Annotated in this window: 14 protein-coding genes; 4 read left to right on the plus strand and 10 right to left on the minus strand. The window is 68.9% G+C overall.

All coding sequences use genetic code 11. The features are described from left to right. The first annotated feature begins 142 nt into the window (after window positions 1–142). A complete protein-coding gene (locus tag ABZ930_RS30470) occupies window positions 143–781 on the plus strand; it encodes a histidine phosphatase family protein (protein ID WP_361554746.1) in 639 nt (212 codons plus the stop codon). A gap of 9 nt (window positions 782–790) precedes the next feature. On the opposite strand, the gene ABZ930_RS30475 is transcribed toward ABZ930_RS30470, so the two are convergent. The 8 genes from ABZ930_RS30475 to ABZ930_RS30510 all read right to left on the minus strand — a co-directional run bounded on the left by ABZ930_RS30475 (window position 791) and on the right by ABZ930_RS30510 (window position 9,905). Further along, a complete protein-coding gene (locus tag ABZ930_RS30475; RefSeq protein WP_361554749.1) occupies window positions 791–1,447 on the minus strand; it encodes an SGNH/GDSL hydrolase family protein in 657 nt (218 codons plus the stop codon). Between the two features lie 70 nt (window positions 1,448–1,517). Next, entirely contained in the window at window positions 1,518–2,348 is an 831-nt protein-coding gene (locus ABZ930_RS30480) for a TIM barrel protein (RefSeq protein WP_361554752.1), read from the minus strand. A 92-nt stretch (window positions 2,349–2,440) separates the two neighbouring features. After that, window positions 2,441–3,871 carry a polysaccharide lyase 6 family protein gene (locus ABZ930_RS30485; protein ID WP_361554755.1) on the minus strand — a complete coding sequence of 477 codons (1,431 nt, stop codon included), beginning with the start codon at window positions 3,869–3,871 and terminating at the stop codon, window positions 2,441–2,443. A gap of 34 nt (window positions 3,872–3,905) precedes the next feature. Beyond that, on the minus strand, window positions 3,906–5,339 hold the full coding sequence (locus tag ABZ930_RS30490; protein WP_361554758.1) for a polysaccharide lyase 6 family protein: 1,434 nt from the start codon (window positions 5,337–5,339) through the stop codon (window positions 3,906–3,908). 47 nt (window positions 5,340–5,386) lie between these two features. Continuing rightward, entirely contained in the window at window positions 5,387–6,697 is a 1,311-nt protein-coding gene (locus ABZ930_RS30495; protein WP_361554761.1) for an alpha-L-fucosidase, read from the minus strand. A 48-nt stretch (window positions 6,698–6,745) separates the two neighbouring features. Beyond that, a complete protein-coding gene (locus tag ABZ930_RS30500; RefSeq protein ID WP_361554764.1) occupies window positions 6,746–7,612 on the minus strand; it encodes a carbohydrate ABC transporter permease in 867 nt (288 codons plus the stop codon). Then, the gene (locus ABZ930_RS30505) at window positions 7,609–8,580 is read right to left on the minus strand and encodes a sugar ABC transporter permease (RefSeq protein ID WP_361554767.1); all 972 of its coding nucleotides are present in this window, start codon (window positions 8,578–8,580) and stop codon (window positions 7,609–7,611) included. Before ABZ930_RS30505 ends, ABZ930_RS30500 begins: the two co-directional genes overlap by 4 nt. Beyond that, window positions 8,577–9,905, minus strand: a complete 1,329-nt coding sequence (locus tag ABZ930_RS30510; protein ID WP_361554770.1) for a sugar ABC transporter substrate-binding protein — start codon at window positions 9,903–9,905, stop codon at window positions 8,577–8,579. Before ABZ930_RS30510 ends, ABZ930_RS30505 begins: the two co-directional genes overlap by 4 nt. Window positions 9,906–10,389: 484 nt before the next feature. Here ABZ930_RS30510 and ABZ930_RS30515 point away from each other — a divergent pair, with 484 nt between their 5' ends. The 3 genes from ABZ930_RS30515 to ABZ930_RS30525 all read left to right on the plus strand — a co-directional run bounded on the left by ABZ930_RS30515 (window position 10,390) and on the right by ABZ930_RS30525 (window position 13,516). After that, on the plus strand, window positions 10,390–11,400 hold the full coding sequence (locus ABZ930_RS30515; RefSeq protein WP_361554773.1) for a hydroxyacid dehydrogenase: 1,011 nt from the start codon (window positions 10,390–10,392) through the stop codon (window positions 11,398–11,400). A 415-nt stretch (window positions 11,401–11,815) separates the two neighbouring features. Next, complete coding sequence (locus tag ABZ930_RS30520; protein WP_361554850.1) at window positions 11,816–12,562, plus strand: polysaccharide lyase family 7 protein; 747 nt, start codon at window positions 11,816–11,818, stop codon at window positions 12,560–12,562. 144 nt (window positions 12,563–12,706) lie between these two features. After that, window positions 12,707–13,516 (plus strand): SAM-dependent methyltransferase, encoded by an 810-nt coding sequence (locus tag ABZ930_RS30525; RefSeq protein ID WP_361554776.1) that lies wholly within the window; start codon window positions 12,707–12,709, stop codon window positions 13,514–13,516. 155 nt (window positions 13,517–13,671) lie between these two features. Here the strand turns inward: ABZ930_RS30525 and ABZ930_RS30530 are convergent, their stop codons facing one another. Continuing rightward, on the minus strand, window positions 13,672–14,370 hold the full coding sequence (locus ABZ930_RS30530; protein WP_361554779.1) for an aspartate/glutamate racemase family protein: 699 nt from the start codon (window positions 14,368–14,370) through the stop codon (window positions 13,672–13,674). Window positions 14,371–14,440: 70 nt separating this feature from the next. Then, entirely contained in the window at window positions 14,441–15,448 is a 1,008-nt protein-coding gene (locus tag ABZ930_RS30535; protein WP_361554782.1) for an ABC transporter substrate-binding protein, read from the minus strand. Window position 15,449: the final 1 nt, after the last annotated feature.

Genomic DNA, 15,449 nt, shown 5'->3' on the forward strand with positions numbered 1-15,449 from the left:
TGAAGAGACCCGCCGTGCGGACCGGACCGGTGCCGGCGCGGACCGGTGCGGCCACATCTGCCGGAGGCGGAATCGTGATCGCGTCCGGCTATGGTGGCGGGCCGCGATCAGCCGGATGCCAGTTACCGAAGGACGGATCCTCGTGCGCACGCTCTACGTCGTCACCCACCCAGAGACCACACACCACGTCGAGGGAGTCGTCGGGGGATGGCACGATTCGCATCTGACGCCCGCAGGCGTTCGCGCGGCGGCCGCCATCGCCCAGGAGCTTCGGCATCGGATCCCGGACGGCACCCATGTGGAGCTGTTCTCCTCGGACCTGCACCGGACCCGGCAAACCGCCGAGGCGGTGGCCGACCAGTTCGACGTGAAGCCGATCCTTGACCACCGGCTGCGGGAGAAGTCCTACGGCCAGGCCGGCGGGAGGCCGCAGGAGTGGCTGGACCGGCGCTTCGTCCCGCCACCGGCCGTCGGGGAGCGGATGGACCATGACGAGGGCGTGGAGGGCGCCGAGACGAAGGCGCAGTGGGCGCAGCGCATCTATGCGGTCATGGAAGAGATCGTGCGGAGCCCCTGCAAAGACCAGGTTGTCGTGACCCACGGCGGCTCGCTGACCTTCGTCCTGGCGTCCTGGATCAAGATGCCGGTCGAGTCGGCCGGTTACGCCAGTTTCCCGGCCTCGTCCGGCAGCATCACCACGCTGCACGAGGACGACTTCTTCCACAACCGCCAGATCGTCAGCCTCGGCGACACCAGCCATCTGGATGCCGCGAACCCGTGACCAGCGGGCTCAGTGAATGTGCCGCACCGGGTCAGGGGACGCGGCGTCGACTGTGGAGAGCCAGGCGTCGGCGATCAGCCGGTGCCCGAGAGGGGTCGGGTGGACCCCGTCCCGGGCCAGCTCCGCCGCCGGGCGGTTCTGCGCAGCGCGAGGCAGGAGGAGATCGGCGCGGACGACCTGGGCGCCGTTGTCCGCGGCGGCCCGCAGCACGGCGTCGGTGCGGGGCCCGAGATCCTCGAACCAGGCTTCCTGCCCCTGCTCGACCGGGAGGAGGAACGGGGTGATGACGACCAGCCGTGCGGAGAGCCGCTGCGCGGTGACGGCCAGCAGGCGGTCCAGGCACGTGCGGAACTCCGTGACGGGACTGAGCACTCCCTGGTCGTAGCGCCGCCAGGTGTCGTTGATGCCGATCTTCACGGTGACGACGGTCGGGTTCTGGTCGATCACGTCGGCGGTCCAGCGGGGTTCGAGGTCGTAGACGCGATGGCCGTTGATCCCCCGGTTGACGATCCGGGGGCCGGAGCCGCCTGCCGCTCGGTCGCGCAGGGTCCGGGCGATCTCGTAGACGTAGCCGGTGCCGAGCGAGGTGGCGTTCGCGCGGTCGCGTCCCGCATCGGTGATGGAGTCGCCGATGAACAGGAGGGTGTCGTCGTCCGTGATGTGCATGCATGCCGTCCTGGGTCGGGGTGGAGGGAGATGGTGGACTGCTCCTCGTGGTACGTCCGCCCTCAGTCAACTACGTTTGTGGGGAGAGGGTTTGGCCTGCGGCATGCCTCAGGGAGGCCGCCTCGCGCGTGAGGACCGCGGGGTCGTCGCCGGGCACGAACTCCAGGAGTGCCTCCATGCCCCGGCCGTCCAGAAGGGCGAGGGCCCTCGTCCACAGAGCCTCGCGTTCCGCCAGCGGACGTCGCGTGTTGCCCGGCCACCACGAGAAGGCGTGGACGGCGGTGACCCGTGCGCCGAGCTGGACGAGTCCTGCCAGCGCTTCCTCGTCGGGGAGGTCGAGCGGGGGCTGCCAGTACGTGTGGACGTTGTCCGCGTCCACCTCGTCCAGCAGCCTGACGGTCGAGGCGACGGTGTCGGTGAGGGTTCCGCCGTGGAACTCCGTCGCGAGTGTGAGGCCGTGGTCCGCGGCGATCCGGGCCGCCTCGCGCAGACAGCGCACGGTCTGGTGACGCTCTTCCGGCAGGACGTGCTGTGATCCGGTGCCGCCCGCCCAGACCCGGACCCGTGCCGCCCCGAGCAGCGTCGCGGCCCGTGCGACGGCCGGGAATCCGGCCAGTTCCTCCGGGGTGGCGCGGAAGTAGGAGCCATAGGAGCAGCACGTCAATCCGTACCGGTCGGAGACGGCCCGGACCGTGCGGACGGTACGGGGCTCCTGTGCGGGGGCGTGTACGTCCGCGCCCCACTCGATGACCTCCAGGCCCGCATGGGCTGCGTACCGGGCGACCTCGATGGCGGGCAGCCGCCGGTAGGTGACGGAGCAGAGGCCGAGCCTGGTCCGGCCCGTGGCCGGTGCGGTCGGCGGGCCGGGCCTTGCCGTGTCGCGCTGGTTCGTCCCGGTCATGGTGCTGCTTTCCTCCGACGGGTCTGCGGGGCGGGTGGTACGGCCGCCCGCCGGGCGGGCAGCCGTGGGGCACTGGAGGCGCCGGCGTTCGCTCAGGGGGCGTTCGGGCCCACGTCCGCCGACGTGAGCGGGTGGCGCAGTGCGGCCGCCGTCGCGTATTCGTCGGCGCCGATGTCCCGGACGCTCCCGCGCGGGTCCCCGTCGATGTCATCGGTCACGGGCGTGCCGGCGAGGGTCGCTGCGCCGATTGCCGGGCTGGCCGCTGTCAGCCGCTTGATCCCGTCCGCTCCCTGGGCGAGGAGCGGGTCGGCCCGGGTGAAGCCTCCGGCGGGGATGTTGCCGTTCGCCGCCGCGCCCCACAGCAGGTTGCTCTGCCAGGTGAAGCGTGTGGTGGCTCCCATCGCGACGAGGCTGCCCGCGTCGCCGACCAGCAGGTTGTCGGCGACGACGACGTCCTGCGGCTCGTAGGTGCGGGTCTCTCCCACGAGCGTTTTGGCGTTGCCGATCAGGGAGTTGTGGGCGATCAGGGCGCGGTCGACGGCGTCATTGCCCCTTCGCTCCTCGACCGTCTCGTCCACGTTGTGATCCCGCGTGCTGCCGCTGCCGATCACCAGGGCCCGATCGGACACCCCGCTGATGTAGTTGTTGACGATGGTGTGGTCGTTGCCGTAGAGGCGCACACCATTGGTGCCGCCGATCACGTAGTTGCCCTTGACCGTCGAGTGGTTGCCGTGTCGAAGGACGATGCCGCCGAGGCTGTCGCGAATGGTGTTGTACTGGATGGTGTTGTCCGAGGACTTCACGGAGATGGCTTCAGGGTCGCCGTTGCAGCGCTCGAAGAGGTTGAACTCGACCGTGCCGTCGGCACCGGCCAGAGCCCGTTCGCTGACGCCGAGGCGGATCGGCTCGCCGCCGTTGTCCCCGCCGTAGCTGTGGTCCGAGAAATGGTTCCGGACGATGTTCACCTTCTGGGCCATTTTCGACTTGTCGGAAGGACCGTCGACGACGAGGAAGATGCCCGCGGTAGTCCTGTCGTGGAAATGGTTCCGGTCGATCTTCGTGTCGTCCGACCGCACGACGACCCAGTCGAGATCCGTGGTGTCGGCGAGCTGGAAGTCGTTGCGGGTCAGCCGGATCGACGAGCAACTGGCCGGGAGCTCCAGCGTGGTGCTCTGCCGGAAGGCGAAGCCGCTGAGGACGATGTTGGTCGAGTCGCTCAGTACGAAGCTGCGCTCGCCCTTCAGTACGGCGCCGCCGCGGCTCTGCGAGACGATGGTGATCGGTGCGGTGTCGGTGCCGTGTTTGCCGGAGATGGTGAGGGCGCCCCCGGACGGGACGGTGTAGGTGCCGTTGGCGACGACTATGCGGTCCCCGGGCTGCGCGCCGTTGATGGCGCTCTGGAGCGCGGCCAGGGAGGCGACGGGTATGTCGGCCGCCGAGGCGCTCGTGGTGAGTGTGGTGCCGAGGGGGACGGCGGCGATCGCGGCCACCGCGGTGCTTCTGAGGAACGTGCGTCGTTGCATGATGCCTCCTACGTCGATGGGGGACAGGGGGTGTTCAGGCGGCCTCGGGGCCGACGTCTGCGGGGGTCAGCGGGCCACGCCGCGGCGTGCGGAAGGAGTGCTCGTCCGCGCCCACGTCCCGAAGGCGGCCGCGCGGCTGACCGTCGATGTCGTGGGTGACCGGCGGCCACCGGAGCGTCCCGGCGTCGATCGTCGGGCTGTCGGCGGCCGGGCGTGCGATGCCGTACGCGTCCGTCACCAGCCTCGGGTCGGTGCGGACGCCGCCTGAAGCGGGCATGTTGCCGTCGGCGGCGGCGCCCCACAGGATGTTGCCCGACCAGGTGAAGCGCAGGGTGGCGGCCATCTCGACCAGGCTGCCGGTGTCCGCGACGAACAGGTTGTCGGCGACGGTCACATCGCGTGGTTCGTGCGGGCGCTGGCTCTCGCCGGAGAGCGTGCCGGCGTTGTTCACCAGGGTGTTGTAGGCGATGAGGACGCGGTCGGGTGCGTCGTTGCCCCGGCGTGTCTCGGGCGATTCGCCGGGCAGGTGGTCGCGTTCCGAGCCACTGCCGATCACCATCGCGCGCCCGGCGAGGCCGCCGAGGTAATTGTTGACGATGACGTGGTCGTTGCCGTAGATCCGGACGCCTTCCGTGCCGTCGACGAGGTGGTTGGCCTCCACCCGGTTGCGGTTGCCGTGGCGCAGCACGATGCCGCCGAAGCTGTCGTGGATCGTGTTGTTCCGGACCGTGTTGTCCGAGGACTTCACGGAGATGGCCTCGGGGTCGCCGTTGCAGCGCTCGAAGAGGTTGTACTCGACGACGGCACGGGCACTGGACAGGGCCCGGGGGCTGACGCCGAGGCGGATGGGCTCGCCGCCGTTGGAGCCGGTGAAGGTGTGGTCGGAGAAGTAGTTGCGGTAGATGTGCACACGCTGGGCCATCTCCTCCGTACCCGCGCCCTCGACGCCGAGGTAGATGCCGAGGGTGCTCTTGCCGTGGAAGTGGTTGTGGTCGACGGCGCTGTCGTCGGCGCGCACCATCACCCAGTGCAGGCCCTCGATGTCGGCCAGTTGGAAGTCGTTGCGGGTGAGTCTGATGTGGGAGCAGTCCGGGGGGACGTCCAGGGTGGTGGTCTGCCGGAAGGAGAAGCCGCTGAGGGTGATGTGGCTGGAGGCTTCGAGGACGAAGCTCTGCTCGCCCTCCAGGACGACGCCGCCGCGCGTGTGCGCGGTGATGGTCACCGGGGCACGTTCGGTGCCGTGCTTGCCCCGGATGAGCAGGGGAGCGCCCGCCGGGACGGTGTAGGTGCCGTCGGCGACGACGATCCGGTCGCCCGGACGAGCCCGGTCGATCGCCGCCCGGAGCTCGTCCAGGGTGCCGACCACGGCGGGGGCCGTGGTCGCGCCGGCGGTCGGCAGGGCGCCGACGGGGGCGGCGGCCAGTGCCAGCCCGGCCGCGCTGCTCATGAGGAAGGTGCGGCGCTGCATGGTGCCTCCGTGAGTGTGCGGTGAACAGCCGTGCCGGGGGCCTCGGTTCAGAGGTCGGCGGGGCTGTCCAGGAACAGTTCGATGACGGGGACGGGGGTGTCGGGGCGGCGTACCGGGAGCTGGAGCGTGAGCGTTCCGGCGGGCTGTCCGCCCATCTCGGTGTTGACCGCCGGCTGGTCCGGTTCGATGTGGACCGGGACGATCTCGGACGCGTCGTTGAGCAGTTGGGCGTAGCGCACTCGGCCGGCCAGGCCCGGCAGGTGCAGGTGGCGCAGCGGCCAGGCGAACAGATGGACGTAGAGCCGGTCGCCGCGCTGGGTGTAGCGGCATTCGGCGGGCGCGGTGAACGGGGAGGGGCCGCAGCCGCGGACCGACCGCTCGTGCTGTCCCATCCACCGGCCGATCTCGCCCAGCACCTCGGTGTCGCGGGGGTCGAGGTCGCCGCGGCCGGTGGGGCCCACGTTGAGCAGCAGGTTGCCGCCCTTGGACACCCCGTCGACGAGCATCCGGATCAGCAGGTCCGCGCTCTTTCGGTCGAGGTTGTCACGGTCGTAGCCCCAGCTGCCGTTGAGTGTCTGGCAGGCCTCCCAGAGCACGGGCCTGCCGTTCTCGGTCATCGGTCCTGAGGGCTGGTACTGCTCGGGGGTGACGAAGTCTCCGGGCAGCCCGGTCCGGTCGTTGACGAGGACGTGCGGCTGGAGTTCACGGATCGTCTCCAGAAGCCTGGGGGAGTCCCAGTCGTCGGGTCCCTTGCCGCCCCACCAGGTGCGTCCGGCGTACGAGAAGTCGAAGAACAGGTAGTCGATGGGCCCGAACGAGGTCAGCAGTTCGCGGACCTGGCCGTGCAGATACTTCTGGTAGTCGCGGATGTCCCGGTCGGCGTGGGCAGCCTTGAACTCCTCGTCGTCGCGCTGCGGATGGGTGCCGTCGACGGGGAAGGACGGGTGGTGCCAGTCGATCAGCGAGTGGTAGAACCCGACCTTGAGCCCCTCGGCCCGGCACGCCTCGACGAACGGGCCGACGAGGTCGCGGCCGTGCGGGGTGTTGGTGACCTTGTACTCGGTGAACGCGCTGTCCCACAGACAGAACCCGTCGTGGTGCTTGGTGGTGAGGACGACGTAGCGCATGCCGGCGGCCTTGGCCGTCCTGGCCCACTGGACCGGGTCGTAGCGGTCGGGGTCGAAGTGGTCGAAGTAGACCTGGTACTGCTCGTCGGTCAACCGCTCCCGGTTCTTGACCCATTCGTGCCGGGCGGCCAGGGAGTACAGGCCCCAGTGGACGAACATGCCGAACCGGGCGGTGGTGAACCAGTCCGTGTCCGGGGCCGCGGACGGGTGGGATTCGGGCTCAGGTGACATGGAGCATCGTTCCTTCTCGTGCACAGGGGGGCAGGGGAGCGGGCGGGGTCAGCCCTTCAGCGCGCCGGAGGACAGGCCGCTCACGAAGGAGCGCTGGAAGAACAGGAAGACGATCACGGAAGGCAGCAGTGCCAGCAGGGAGGCCGCCATGACGACTCCGGGCGTGACGGCGGGGTCGATCCGCAGAGTCCGCAGCGCGAGGGGGAGCGTGTACGAGGAGGAGTCGGTGGAGACGAGCAGGGGCAGCAGGTACTGGTCCCAGATCATGGTGAATCCGAACACCCCGATGACACCCAGCGCGGGCTTGCACATCGGGAGGATGATCTGGGCGAAGATCCGCAGGTCTCCCGCGCCGTCGATGCGGGCGGCCTCTTCGAGTTCGCGGGGCACGTCCTTCATGAACTCGGTCATCACCAGGATGGAGAACCCCCAGGCGCCGAGCGGCACGATCATTCCGGCCAGGGTGCCGATGAGGTTGAAATGGACGACCGGCAGATCGGACAGGATCAGGGAAAGGGGCAGCGCGAGGATCTCCTCGGGCAGCATCAGCGTCGCCAGGATGGCGACGAGCACCAGCGCCATCCCGGGGAACTTCTTGCGCGCCAGCGCGTACCCGGCCAGCACGGAGACGGCGACCTGGAGCAGCAGCCCGAAACCGACCACCAGGAACGAGTTCAGCAGATACGCCAACACCCCCTGATCGAAGGCGATGTCGAAGTTGTCCAGCGTCAGGCCCGAGGGGATGATGCTCAGCTGGGTCGGGTCCTTGACGTGGCCGAAGGCACTGACGAGTAGGGCGAGCAGGGGCCCCGCGAAGACGATCAGGACCAGGATGTAGACAACAGTCTTGACGATCCGGCCGCCGACGCCGCGGCTCTCGGTCAGGCCCAGCGCGGTCTCGGTCTGCGTACTCACTTGCTCTCCCTGCGCCGCAGCAGTTGGACGACGACGGTCAGGATCAGCGTCGCGACGAACAGCAGGACGGCACCTGCCGCTCCGACGCCGAGCCGGCTCTGCTCGAGTCCGAGCTTGTAGATGAGGGTCATGACGACTTCGGTGGAGCCGTCGGGTCCGCCGTTGGTGAGCAGGAACACCTCGGTGAACACCCGGAGTCCGCGGATCGCGGCGAGGATGAACAGGATCGAGAACACCGACCGCAGCCCGGGCACGGTCACGTGCCACACCCGCTGCCACCTCGACGCCCCGTCGACCTTCGCCGCCTCGTACAGACCGCGGTCCACGCTCGTCAGACCGGCGAGGATGATCATCATGTCGTAGGGGGCGCCCCGCCAGATGCCGGTGACCATGATCGAGACCATCGATGTGTCCGGGTCGTTGATGAACCCCGAAGGACCCAGCCCCACCAGGCCGAGCAGGGAGTTGAGCATGCCGTCCCCGGTCGGGTGGTACATGATCCGCCACAGCTCGGCGACGACCGCGAGGGGGACGACCACCGGAAGGAACGCCGCCGAGCGCACGAACTTGAGGCGGCGGCTCTGCCCCTCCATCAGCAGGGCGAGGACGAGGCCCAGCGCCATCGAACCGGCCGTCTGTCCGGCCGCGAGGACGACCGTGTGCCAGGCCGCCTCACGGAATCCGTCCGACTGGAGCACCGTGGAGTAGTTCTCGGTGCCCACCCACTTGTTCCCCAGGTATGGCTGAACGTCCTGGAAGGACATGGTCAGCGCGTTGGCCATGGGGATGAACTTGAAGTACAGGAAGAGGATCAGGGCGGGGGCCAGAAACAGCCAGGGCGTCCACCACCGGCCCGATCTGCGGCTGCGCCCGCGGCGGGCACCGGCCGCGCCGCGGCCGCCGGCCGGTGTGCGGGGGCCGGGCGCGGCGGCCGCGACGGCCGCCGGCTCCGCCTGGTCGAGACTCATGACGCGTCGATTCCCTGCTCCTTGAGGATGCCGGCGAGCTGCTTGTCGAGCTCACCGAGCTTGTCCTCGGTGTTCAGGCCGCAGTCGGCCATGAGCGCGTTGAGGGTGTCCGCCGTCGCCTGCCGCACCGGGGTCCAGTTCGGAATGGACGGCGCGTACCGACCGGAGTCCTGGTACGCCTGGGCGTAGGTCTTCCAGCGCGGGTCGGGGCGTACCTGGGAGACGTCCACGGCCTTGTTGACGGGGAGTTGCACGGTGTAGCCGGTCTCGCCCGCCATGCCCGTCTTCTGGCCCTCGACGGAGACGGCGAAGGAGGCGAACGCGTCCTGTCCCGCCTGGTTGTCGGAGCCGGCCATCAGGTAGACGGAGCCGCCCTCGGCCAGGACGGTGGCGTCCTTGGGGCCCTTGGGCATCGGCACGACCTCGTACTTGTCCTTGCCGAGCGTCTCGTCGAAGCGGGGCAGCAGGTAGGGGCCGACGACGAACATGCCGGTCTTGCCCGACTCGAACGTCTCGTTCGTCGGGGGCGTGTCCATGGTCACGGCGCCGGGCTGGATGGCCTTGTCCTTGCAGCCCAGGTCGCGGAACCACTGCACCGCCTCGACCGACGCCTTGCTGGTCATCGCCGGCTTGTACGTGCCCTTGCCGGACTCGGTGATGAAGTCGCCGCCCGCGGCCCACAGGAAGTTGGAGAAGTACCAGGAGGCGTAGCCGCGCTTGGTGGACAGCGGCGCGGCGAGGCCGGACGTGTTCTTCTTCCCGTCGCCGTCGGGGTCCCGGGTGGTGAACGCCTTGGCCATGGCGGCGAAGTCGTCCCAGGTCCGCGGGGTGTCGAGCTTCAGCTTCTGCCGCCAGTCCTTGCGGATGAGCAGCGCGGACGCCTGCGCCGAGTACGGCAGCCCGTACTGCTTGCCGTCCAGGCTCTTTCCGGAGTCCAGCCCCTGGCCGATGATCTCCTTGCTGTCCTTGATCTTGTCCAGGTCGATCTCGCGCAGCAGCCCCTGACTGTGCATGGCCCCGAGCTGCGTCACGTCGTTCATGACGATGTCGGGGAGCTTCTTCTGGGCGGCCCGCTGCTGCAGCTTGGTCTCGAAGTCGTCGAAGATGGCCGTGACCTTGACCTTGTAGCCCGTGGCCTTCGTGAAGGCGGCCGCGAGCTTGAGAGCGCCCTCCTCGCCGGGCCCGCCCGGTGTCGTCCTGGTCCAGAGTTCCAGGGTCGCCTTCGGGTCCTGCTTGGCCGTCACGCCCGCAGGCCCGGACGAACAGCTGGTGAGCACCAGAGCCGAGGCGAGAACACCGACACCGACCCATCGAGATCTCTGCATGAAAGCTCCCGTTTCTCCACGTCACAGTTGGCTTAGAAAGCGCTTGCCCTGGAAGGTAGCGGGGCCGGAATCGGCGGTCAATACTCCGATGAATACAAAAAATCTCCCTTGCTCGGCGCGCTCAGTCGGCTCGGATCCGGAAGTGCGACTTCCGCACCGGGGGACATGAGGGCCGTGTCGATCTCTTGGCAAATCTCCTGGTGTGTGCGTACTTTGAGCGTCGGCGAGACCGGCCGTCCAGGCATGGGCCAGCGGATTTCTGGCACCGGCCTGTGGAGTGGAGCGCAACAGGGCATCCGAGGTATCCGTCGGGGCCCATCAAAGATCCGATGTATAGCTTCCGAGAGTGGCGCGACGTGCGTCGTAAACAAGACACACCAATGTGCGTCGCCCCATCCCACGTTTTCCCACACACCCGAACCCTGGGGAACGGCGCTCCCGCCGCCCACCCGGGTCCGGGCCCACCCGAGGAGACCCGCCCGGCATGAACGCACCGGCCACCGCACTCACAGCCCTGCTGGTGATGGAGGAAGAACGCCGGGCGGACGTCTACGCGCCCGAGGTGCTGACGGGGATCGGCCGGCTCGTGCACTGGCAGGCACCGCCGCGCACCCGGCAGGAACTCGCGAGTGCCCCCGAGGTCCTGAGCGACGTCGACCTCCTGCTCACCGGCTGGGGCGCACCCGTACTCGACGCCGCCCTTCTCGACCGAGCACCCAGGTTGCGGGCCGTGTTCGTGGCGGCGGGCTCCGTACGCCACCTGACCACGCCCGCCTTCTGGGCGCGCGGCATCCCGATCGTCTCGGCCGCCGCCGCCAATGCCGTCCCGGTGGCGGAGTTCACGCTCGCCCAGGTGCTGCTCGGGCTGAAACAGACGTACCGGATCGCCCGGGAGGTCGCGAGCAGCCGCCGATTCCCGGGCAACCCCGAGGTGCCGGGCGTGTACCGGGCGCGGGTCGGCCTGTGGGGGCTCGGCCACATCGGCAGACTCGTCGCCGCCCATCTCTCCCGCTTCGACGTCGAGGTCGTCGCCACCGACCCGATGGCCTCGCCCGAGACCGCGCGGCAGGCCGGCGTCCGGCTGGTCGGCATGGAGGAACTCTTCGGCACCTGCCACGTCGTCAGCCTCCACGCTCCACTCCTGCCGGAGACTCAAGGCCTTGTCGGGTCGGAACTGCTCAACTCCCTGAGGCCGGGCGCGACTTTGATCAACACCGCGCGGGGCGCGCTGATCGACGAGGCGGCCGCTGTGCGGGTCCTGCGTGCCAGGCCGGACCTCACCGCCGTACTCGACGTCACGCATCCCGAGCCCCCGGCTCCCGACTCATCCCTGTTCACGCTTCCCAACGTCGTCCTGACCCCGCATCTCGCCGGCGCCCTGGGCGCCGAACGTCACCGCCTCGGACAGCTCGTGCTCGACGAACTCCGTCGCTTCGCCCTCTCCGAGCCGCTCCAGCACGCCCTCGACCCGGCCCGTGCCGCGTCGCTCGCCTGACCTCTTCCCGCACTTGCCGCCGAGCCGGTATGCGATGCGGCCCCTGAACCGGCGGGCTCTTTGTGGTCGCCGTGGTCACCACCTTGACGGGCGCCGTCGCCGTGCCGTCGCCTCCCCGTTATCGCTCGGTCGCCGTTTCGCTTCCGACCCGCGTGAGCGAAGTGTTCGACTCTTGTATGCCGACCGATGCGCGAGCGGCCTGCCTGGGGTGTCGGGTTCACGGCGCCATGAGGTCCGGCGCGTGCGCGGTCGGCGTCTCTGTTCCTTCTCTTGACTGTGCTGGTGCAGACCTTTAGGTTCGGCGCGCGTCGAGTTCATAAGTGGACTCAACCTTCAGATATGTGAACGCGAGTGAGTCATCGCCCCAGCCCTGGAGGAACCCCCCATGCACCGCACCAGAACCCTGTCCACCGCCATGGTCGCCGGTATCGCCGCAGCCCTCGCCCTGCTGGTCGGCCCCAGCGCCAGCGCGGCCGACCCCGGCAAGGCACCCGGCGGCAATTTCGACCTGTCCGTATGGCAGTTGCAGGAACCCGTCGGCTCGCCCGGCTCCCCGACCACCATCCCCTCGTCGCGGCTCCAGGGCGCGAACGGCTTCCAGGACGCGTACTTCTACACCGACACCCGCGACGGCGCGATGACCTTCTGGGCTCCCGAGAAGGGTGTCACCACACCCAACTCGAACTACGCCCGGTCAGAGCTGCGGGAGATGAACCGCAGCGGCGGCGCCGCCGACTGGGCGCTCAGCGGCAGTCACCGGCTGAGCGCGACCCTGCGCGTCGTCTCCGTCACGTCCAACGTGTGCGTCGGACAGATCCACCTCGGCACCGGCGGAAGCTCCACCAAACCCCTGGTGGAGCTGTACTACCGGTCGAGCGGAGACATCGTGGTGGGCACGGAGAACTCGCCGTCGGGCGGCCAGACGACGCACACGGTGGGACATGTGGCGGTCGGCAAGACGTGGAGCTACACCATCGCCGTCTCCGGTGGCGACACGCTCGACGTGACCGTCAACGGCAGCACCACCCACTACGCCATACCCTCGTCGTTCTTCCCGTACAAGCAGTACTTCAAGGCCGGTTCCTACAACCAGTCCTCGTCGAGCAGCACGACCAAGGGCGCACGGGTCGCCTTCTACGGGCTCGACGTCTCGCACGGCTGACACACCCTCGCCCGCCGCGCCGCGCCTCGCGGGAGGACGGCGGGGCGTGCGAGGAGCGCCAGGCCGCTCGTCGGCGCCCGGCCGACGCAAAAGAGCTCTGTCGCATCCGAGTTGACCTTGTCACCCCTTGCGGCGTGTGAAGCTATGCCCATGGATGATGTGAATGCTGATGTGAAGAGCAAGCTGCAGACGGACCGCCCGCACTCGGCCCGTGTCTGGAACTACCTGCTGGGCGGCAAGGACAACTACCCCGTGGACAGCGAGGTCGGCGATGCCATCCTGTCGACCTTCCCGGAATTCGCTGCCGTGGCCCGGCTGCAGCGAGCCTTCCTCACGCGTGCCGTGCGCTTTCTCACGGCCGAGGCCGGCATCAGGCAGTTCCTCGACATCGGCACCGGGCTGCCCACCGCCGACAACACGCACGAGGTGGCGCAGCGCATCGCGCCGGACAGCCGGATCGTCTACGTCGACAACGACCCGCTCGTTCTCGCCCACGCCCGTGCCCTGCTCACGAGCAGCCCGGAAGGAGCGTGCGCGTACATATCGGAGGACGTGCGCAACCCGGAACGCATCCTGGCCGAGGCGGCGAACACACTGGACTTCAGCCGTCCGGTCGCTCTGACCCTGCTCGGCATCATGGGGCAGCTGTCGGACGCCGACCGGCCCCAGGAACTGGTCGCCGCGTACCTGGAGGCGCTGCCCGCCGGAAGCTACGTGGCCCTGAGCGACGGGATCAACACCAACGACGCGCTGAACGCGGCCGTGACCGCCTACAACGCGCAGTCGGCCAACACCTACCACCTGCGCTCGCCGGAAGAGATCGCCGCCTACTTCACGGGCCTGGAGGTCGTTGACCCCGGCGTCGTCGCCACGTCGGCCTGGCGCCCGGACGACATGCAGCCCACCGAGGAGGCAGTGGAGGTCGCGTACTGCGGTGTGGCCCGCAAGAGTTGAAGCCCTGACCGCCGCGGCGTCGAGCCTGTACGCGTACGTCCATGCGTACGCGAGGTCCGGACGTGCCCCGCCCGCCACGGGCGAGGCACGTCCGCGTCCGCCTTCTGACGTTTCTCAGCTGCACGAATGACCGTGCCAGGCACACTTCCTGGCCGCTATGTCGCGGCGGCCAGTGCGGCTTCGACAGCCGCCTCGGCGTGCAGCCGTGTCGTGGGAAAGACCGGCACCGGGCTGTCCTGCGCGCCGATCAGCAGCTCGATCTCGGTGCACCCCAGGATGACGCCCTGCGCCCCCTGCTCGACGAGCTTCCCGATCACGCGCTGGTATTCCTTGCGCGACGCGTCCCGCACGACCCCGAGGCAGAGTTCCTCGTAGATCACCCGGTGGACCAGCGCACGGTCCGCCGCTTCCGGAACCAGGACGTCCAGGCCGCGCTTCTCCAGCCGGGCCCGATAGAAGTCCTGTTCCATGGTGAAGGCGGTGCCGAGCAGGCCCACCGTGCGTACCCCGGCCGCCGTCACCGCGTCGGCCGTGGCATCGGCGAGGTGCAGCAAGGGAACCGTCACCGCGGCCTCCACCTGTCCGGCGACCTTGTGCATCGTGTTGGTGCAGATCAGCACCATGTCGGCGCCGGCCCTCTCCACGGACCGGGCGGCAGCGGCCAGTACGTCGCCGGCCTCCTCCCAGCGGCCCCGCACCTGCAACTGCTCGATCTCCGCGAAATCCACCGAGTACAGCACGCAGCGCGCGGAGTGCAGGCCACCGAGACGGTCGCGTGTGAACTCGTTCAGCAGCCGGTAGTACTCCGACGTCGACTCCCAGCTCATTCCCCCGATCAAGCCGATCGTCTTCATGACACCCTCCTCGCGCTGTCTTCCTGATAAGCGCATTCTGCAAGAACGCAGCACCTGTGTGCGCTCGGCGTCAGGACGGGTCGCCGCCGTCACGCAGATACGCGCCGAGCCGCTCGACCGCCGAAGGATTCCTGGGGCTCTCGACGAGATCGGCGTAGTCGAGGGTGAAGATGCGCTTGTGCTTGATCGCGGAGACGTTCCGCAGCGGCGGGTACGACAGCAGGAACTCCTTCTTCTGCGCCGCACTCGTCGACCCGTAGTCGTTGATGACGATGACGTCCGGGTTCCGCTTCACGACCGTCTCCCAGCCGACCGTCGTCCACGAGTCCTTGAGGTCGTGCACGAGGTTGACGCCACCGGCCTCGCTGATGATCTGTTCGGGCGCGCCGAAGCGCCCGGAGGTGAAGGGCTGGTCCTGGCCGCTGTCGTAGAGGAACACCGACGGGCGCTTTTCTCCCTCGGGAGCCTTCGCGCGAACGGCGGCGACCGTTGCCTCGTACCGCTTGATGAGCGTCCGCGCACGCTTCTCGACGCCGAAGATCCTGCCGAGGTTCTCCAGGTCCGTGTACAGGGCGTCGAGCGGCGGCATGATCCCGCGTGAGGTGCCGGTGCCGGCATTGCGGCAGGACTCGGTGAGCAGGTAGGTGCCGATACCGGCCTTGTGCAGCTGGTCCGGTGTCAGGGTGTTCTCGTTGAAGCCGTAGTTCCAGCCCGCGAAGACGAGGTCGGCGCGCGCGTCGAGCGCCAGCTCCTGGGTGACACGGTCCTTGGAGAGCCACTTCACCTTGTCGTAGGCGTCCTTGTACGGGAGGCCGTCGACGGATCCCTTGTCCGGGGGCATGACGTATCCCGCCATGTGGTCTTCGAGGCCGAGCGCGAACATGAGCTCGGTGATGCCGACATCGTTGGTCACCACGCGCTCGGGACGCCGGTCGTAGGTGACTTTCTTGCCGCAGTTGGTGATGGTCACCGCTTGCGACGGCGCGGTCCTGTCCTCGCTCGTGACCTGTGCTCCGCAGCCGGTCAGGGTGAGAGCGGCGGCGAGGCCGAGTGAGGCGGTGGGCAGCAGCGTGCGCACA

Source organism: Streptomyces sp. NPDC046716 (genome assembly GCF_040645755.1).
Taxonomy (GTDB): Bacteria; Actinomycetota; Actinomycetes; order Streptomycetales; family Streptomycetaceae; genus Streptomyces.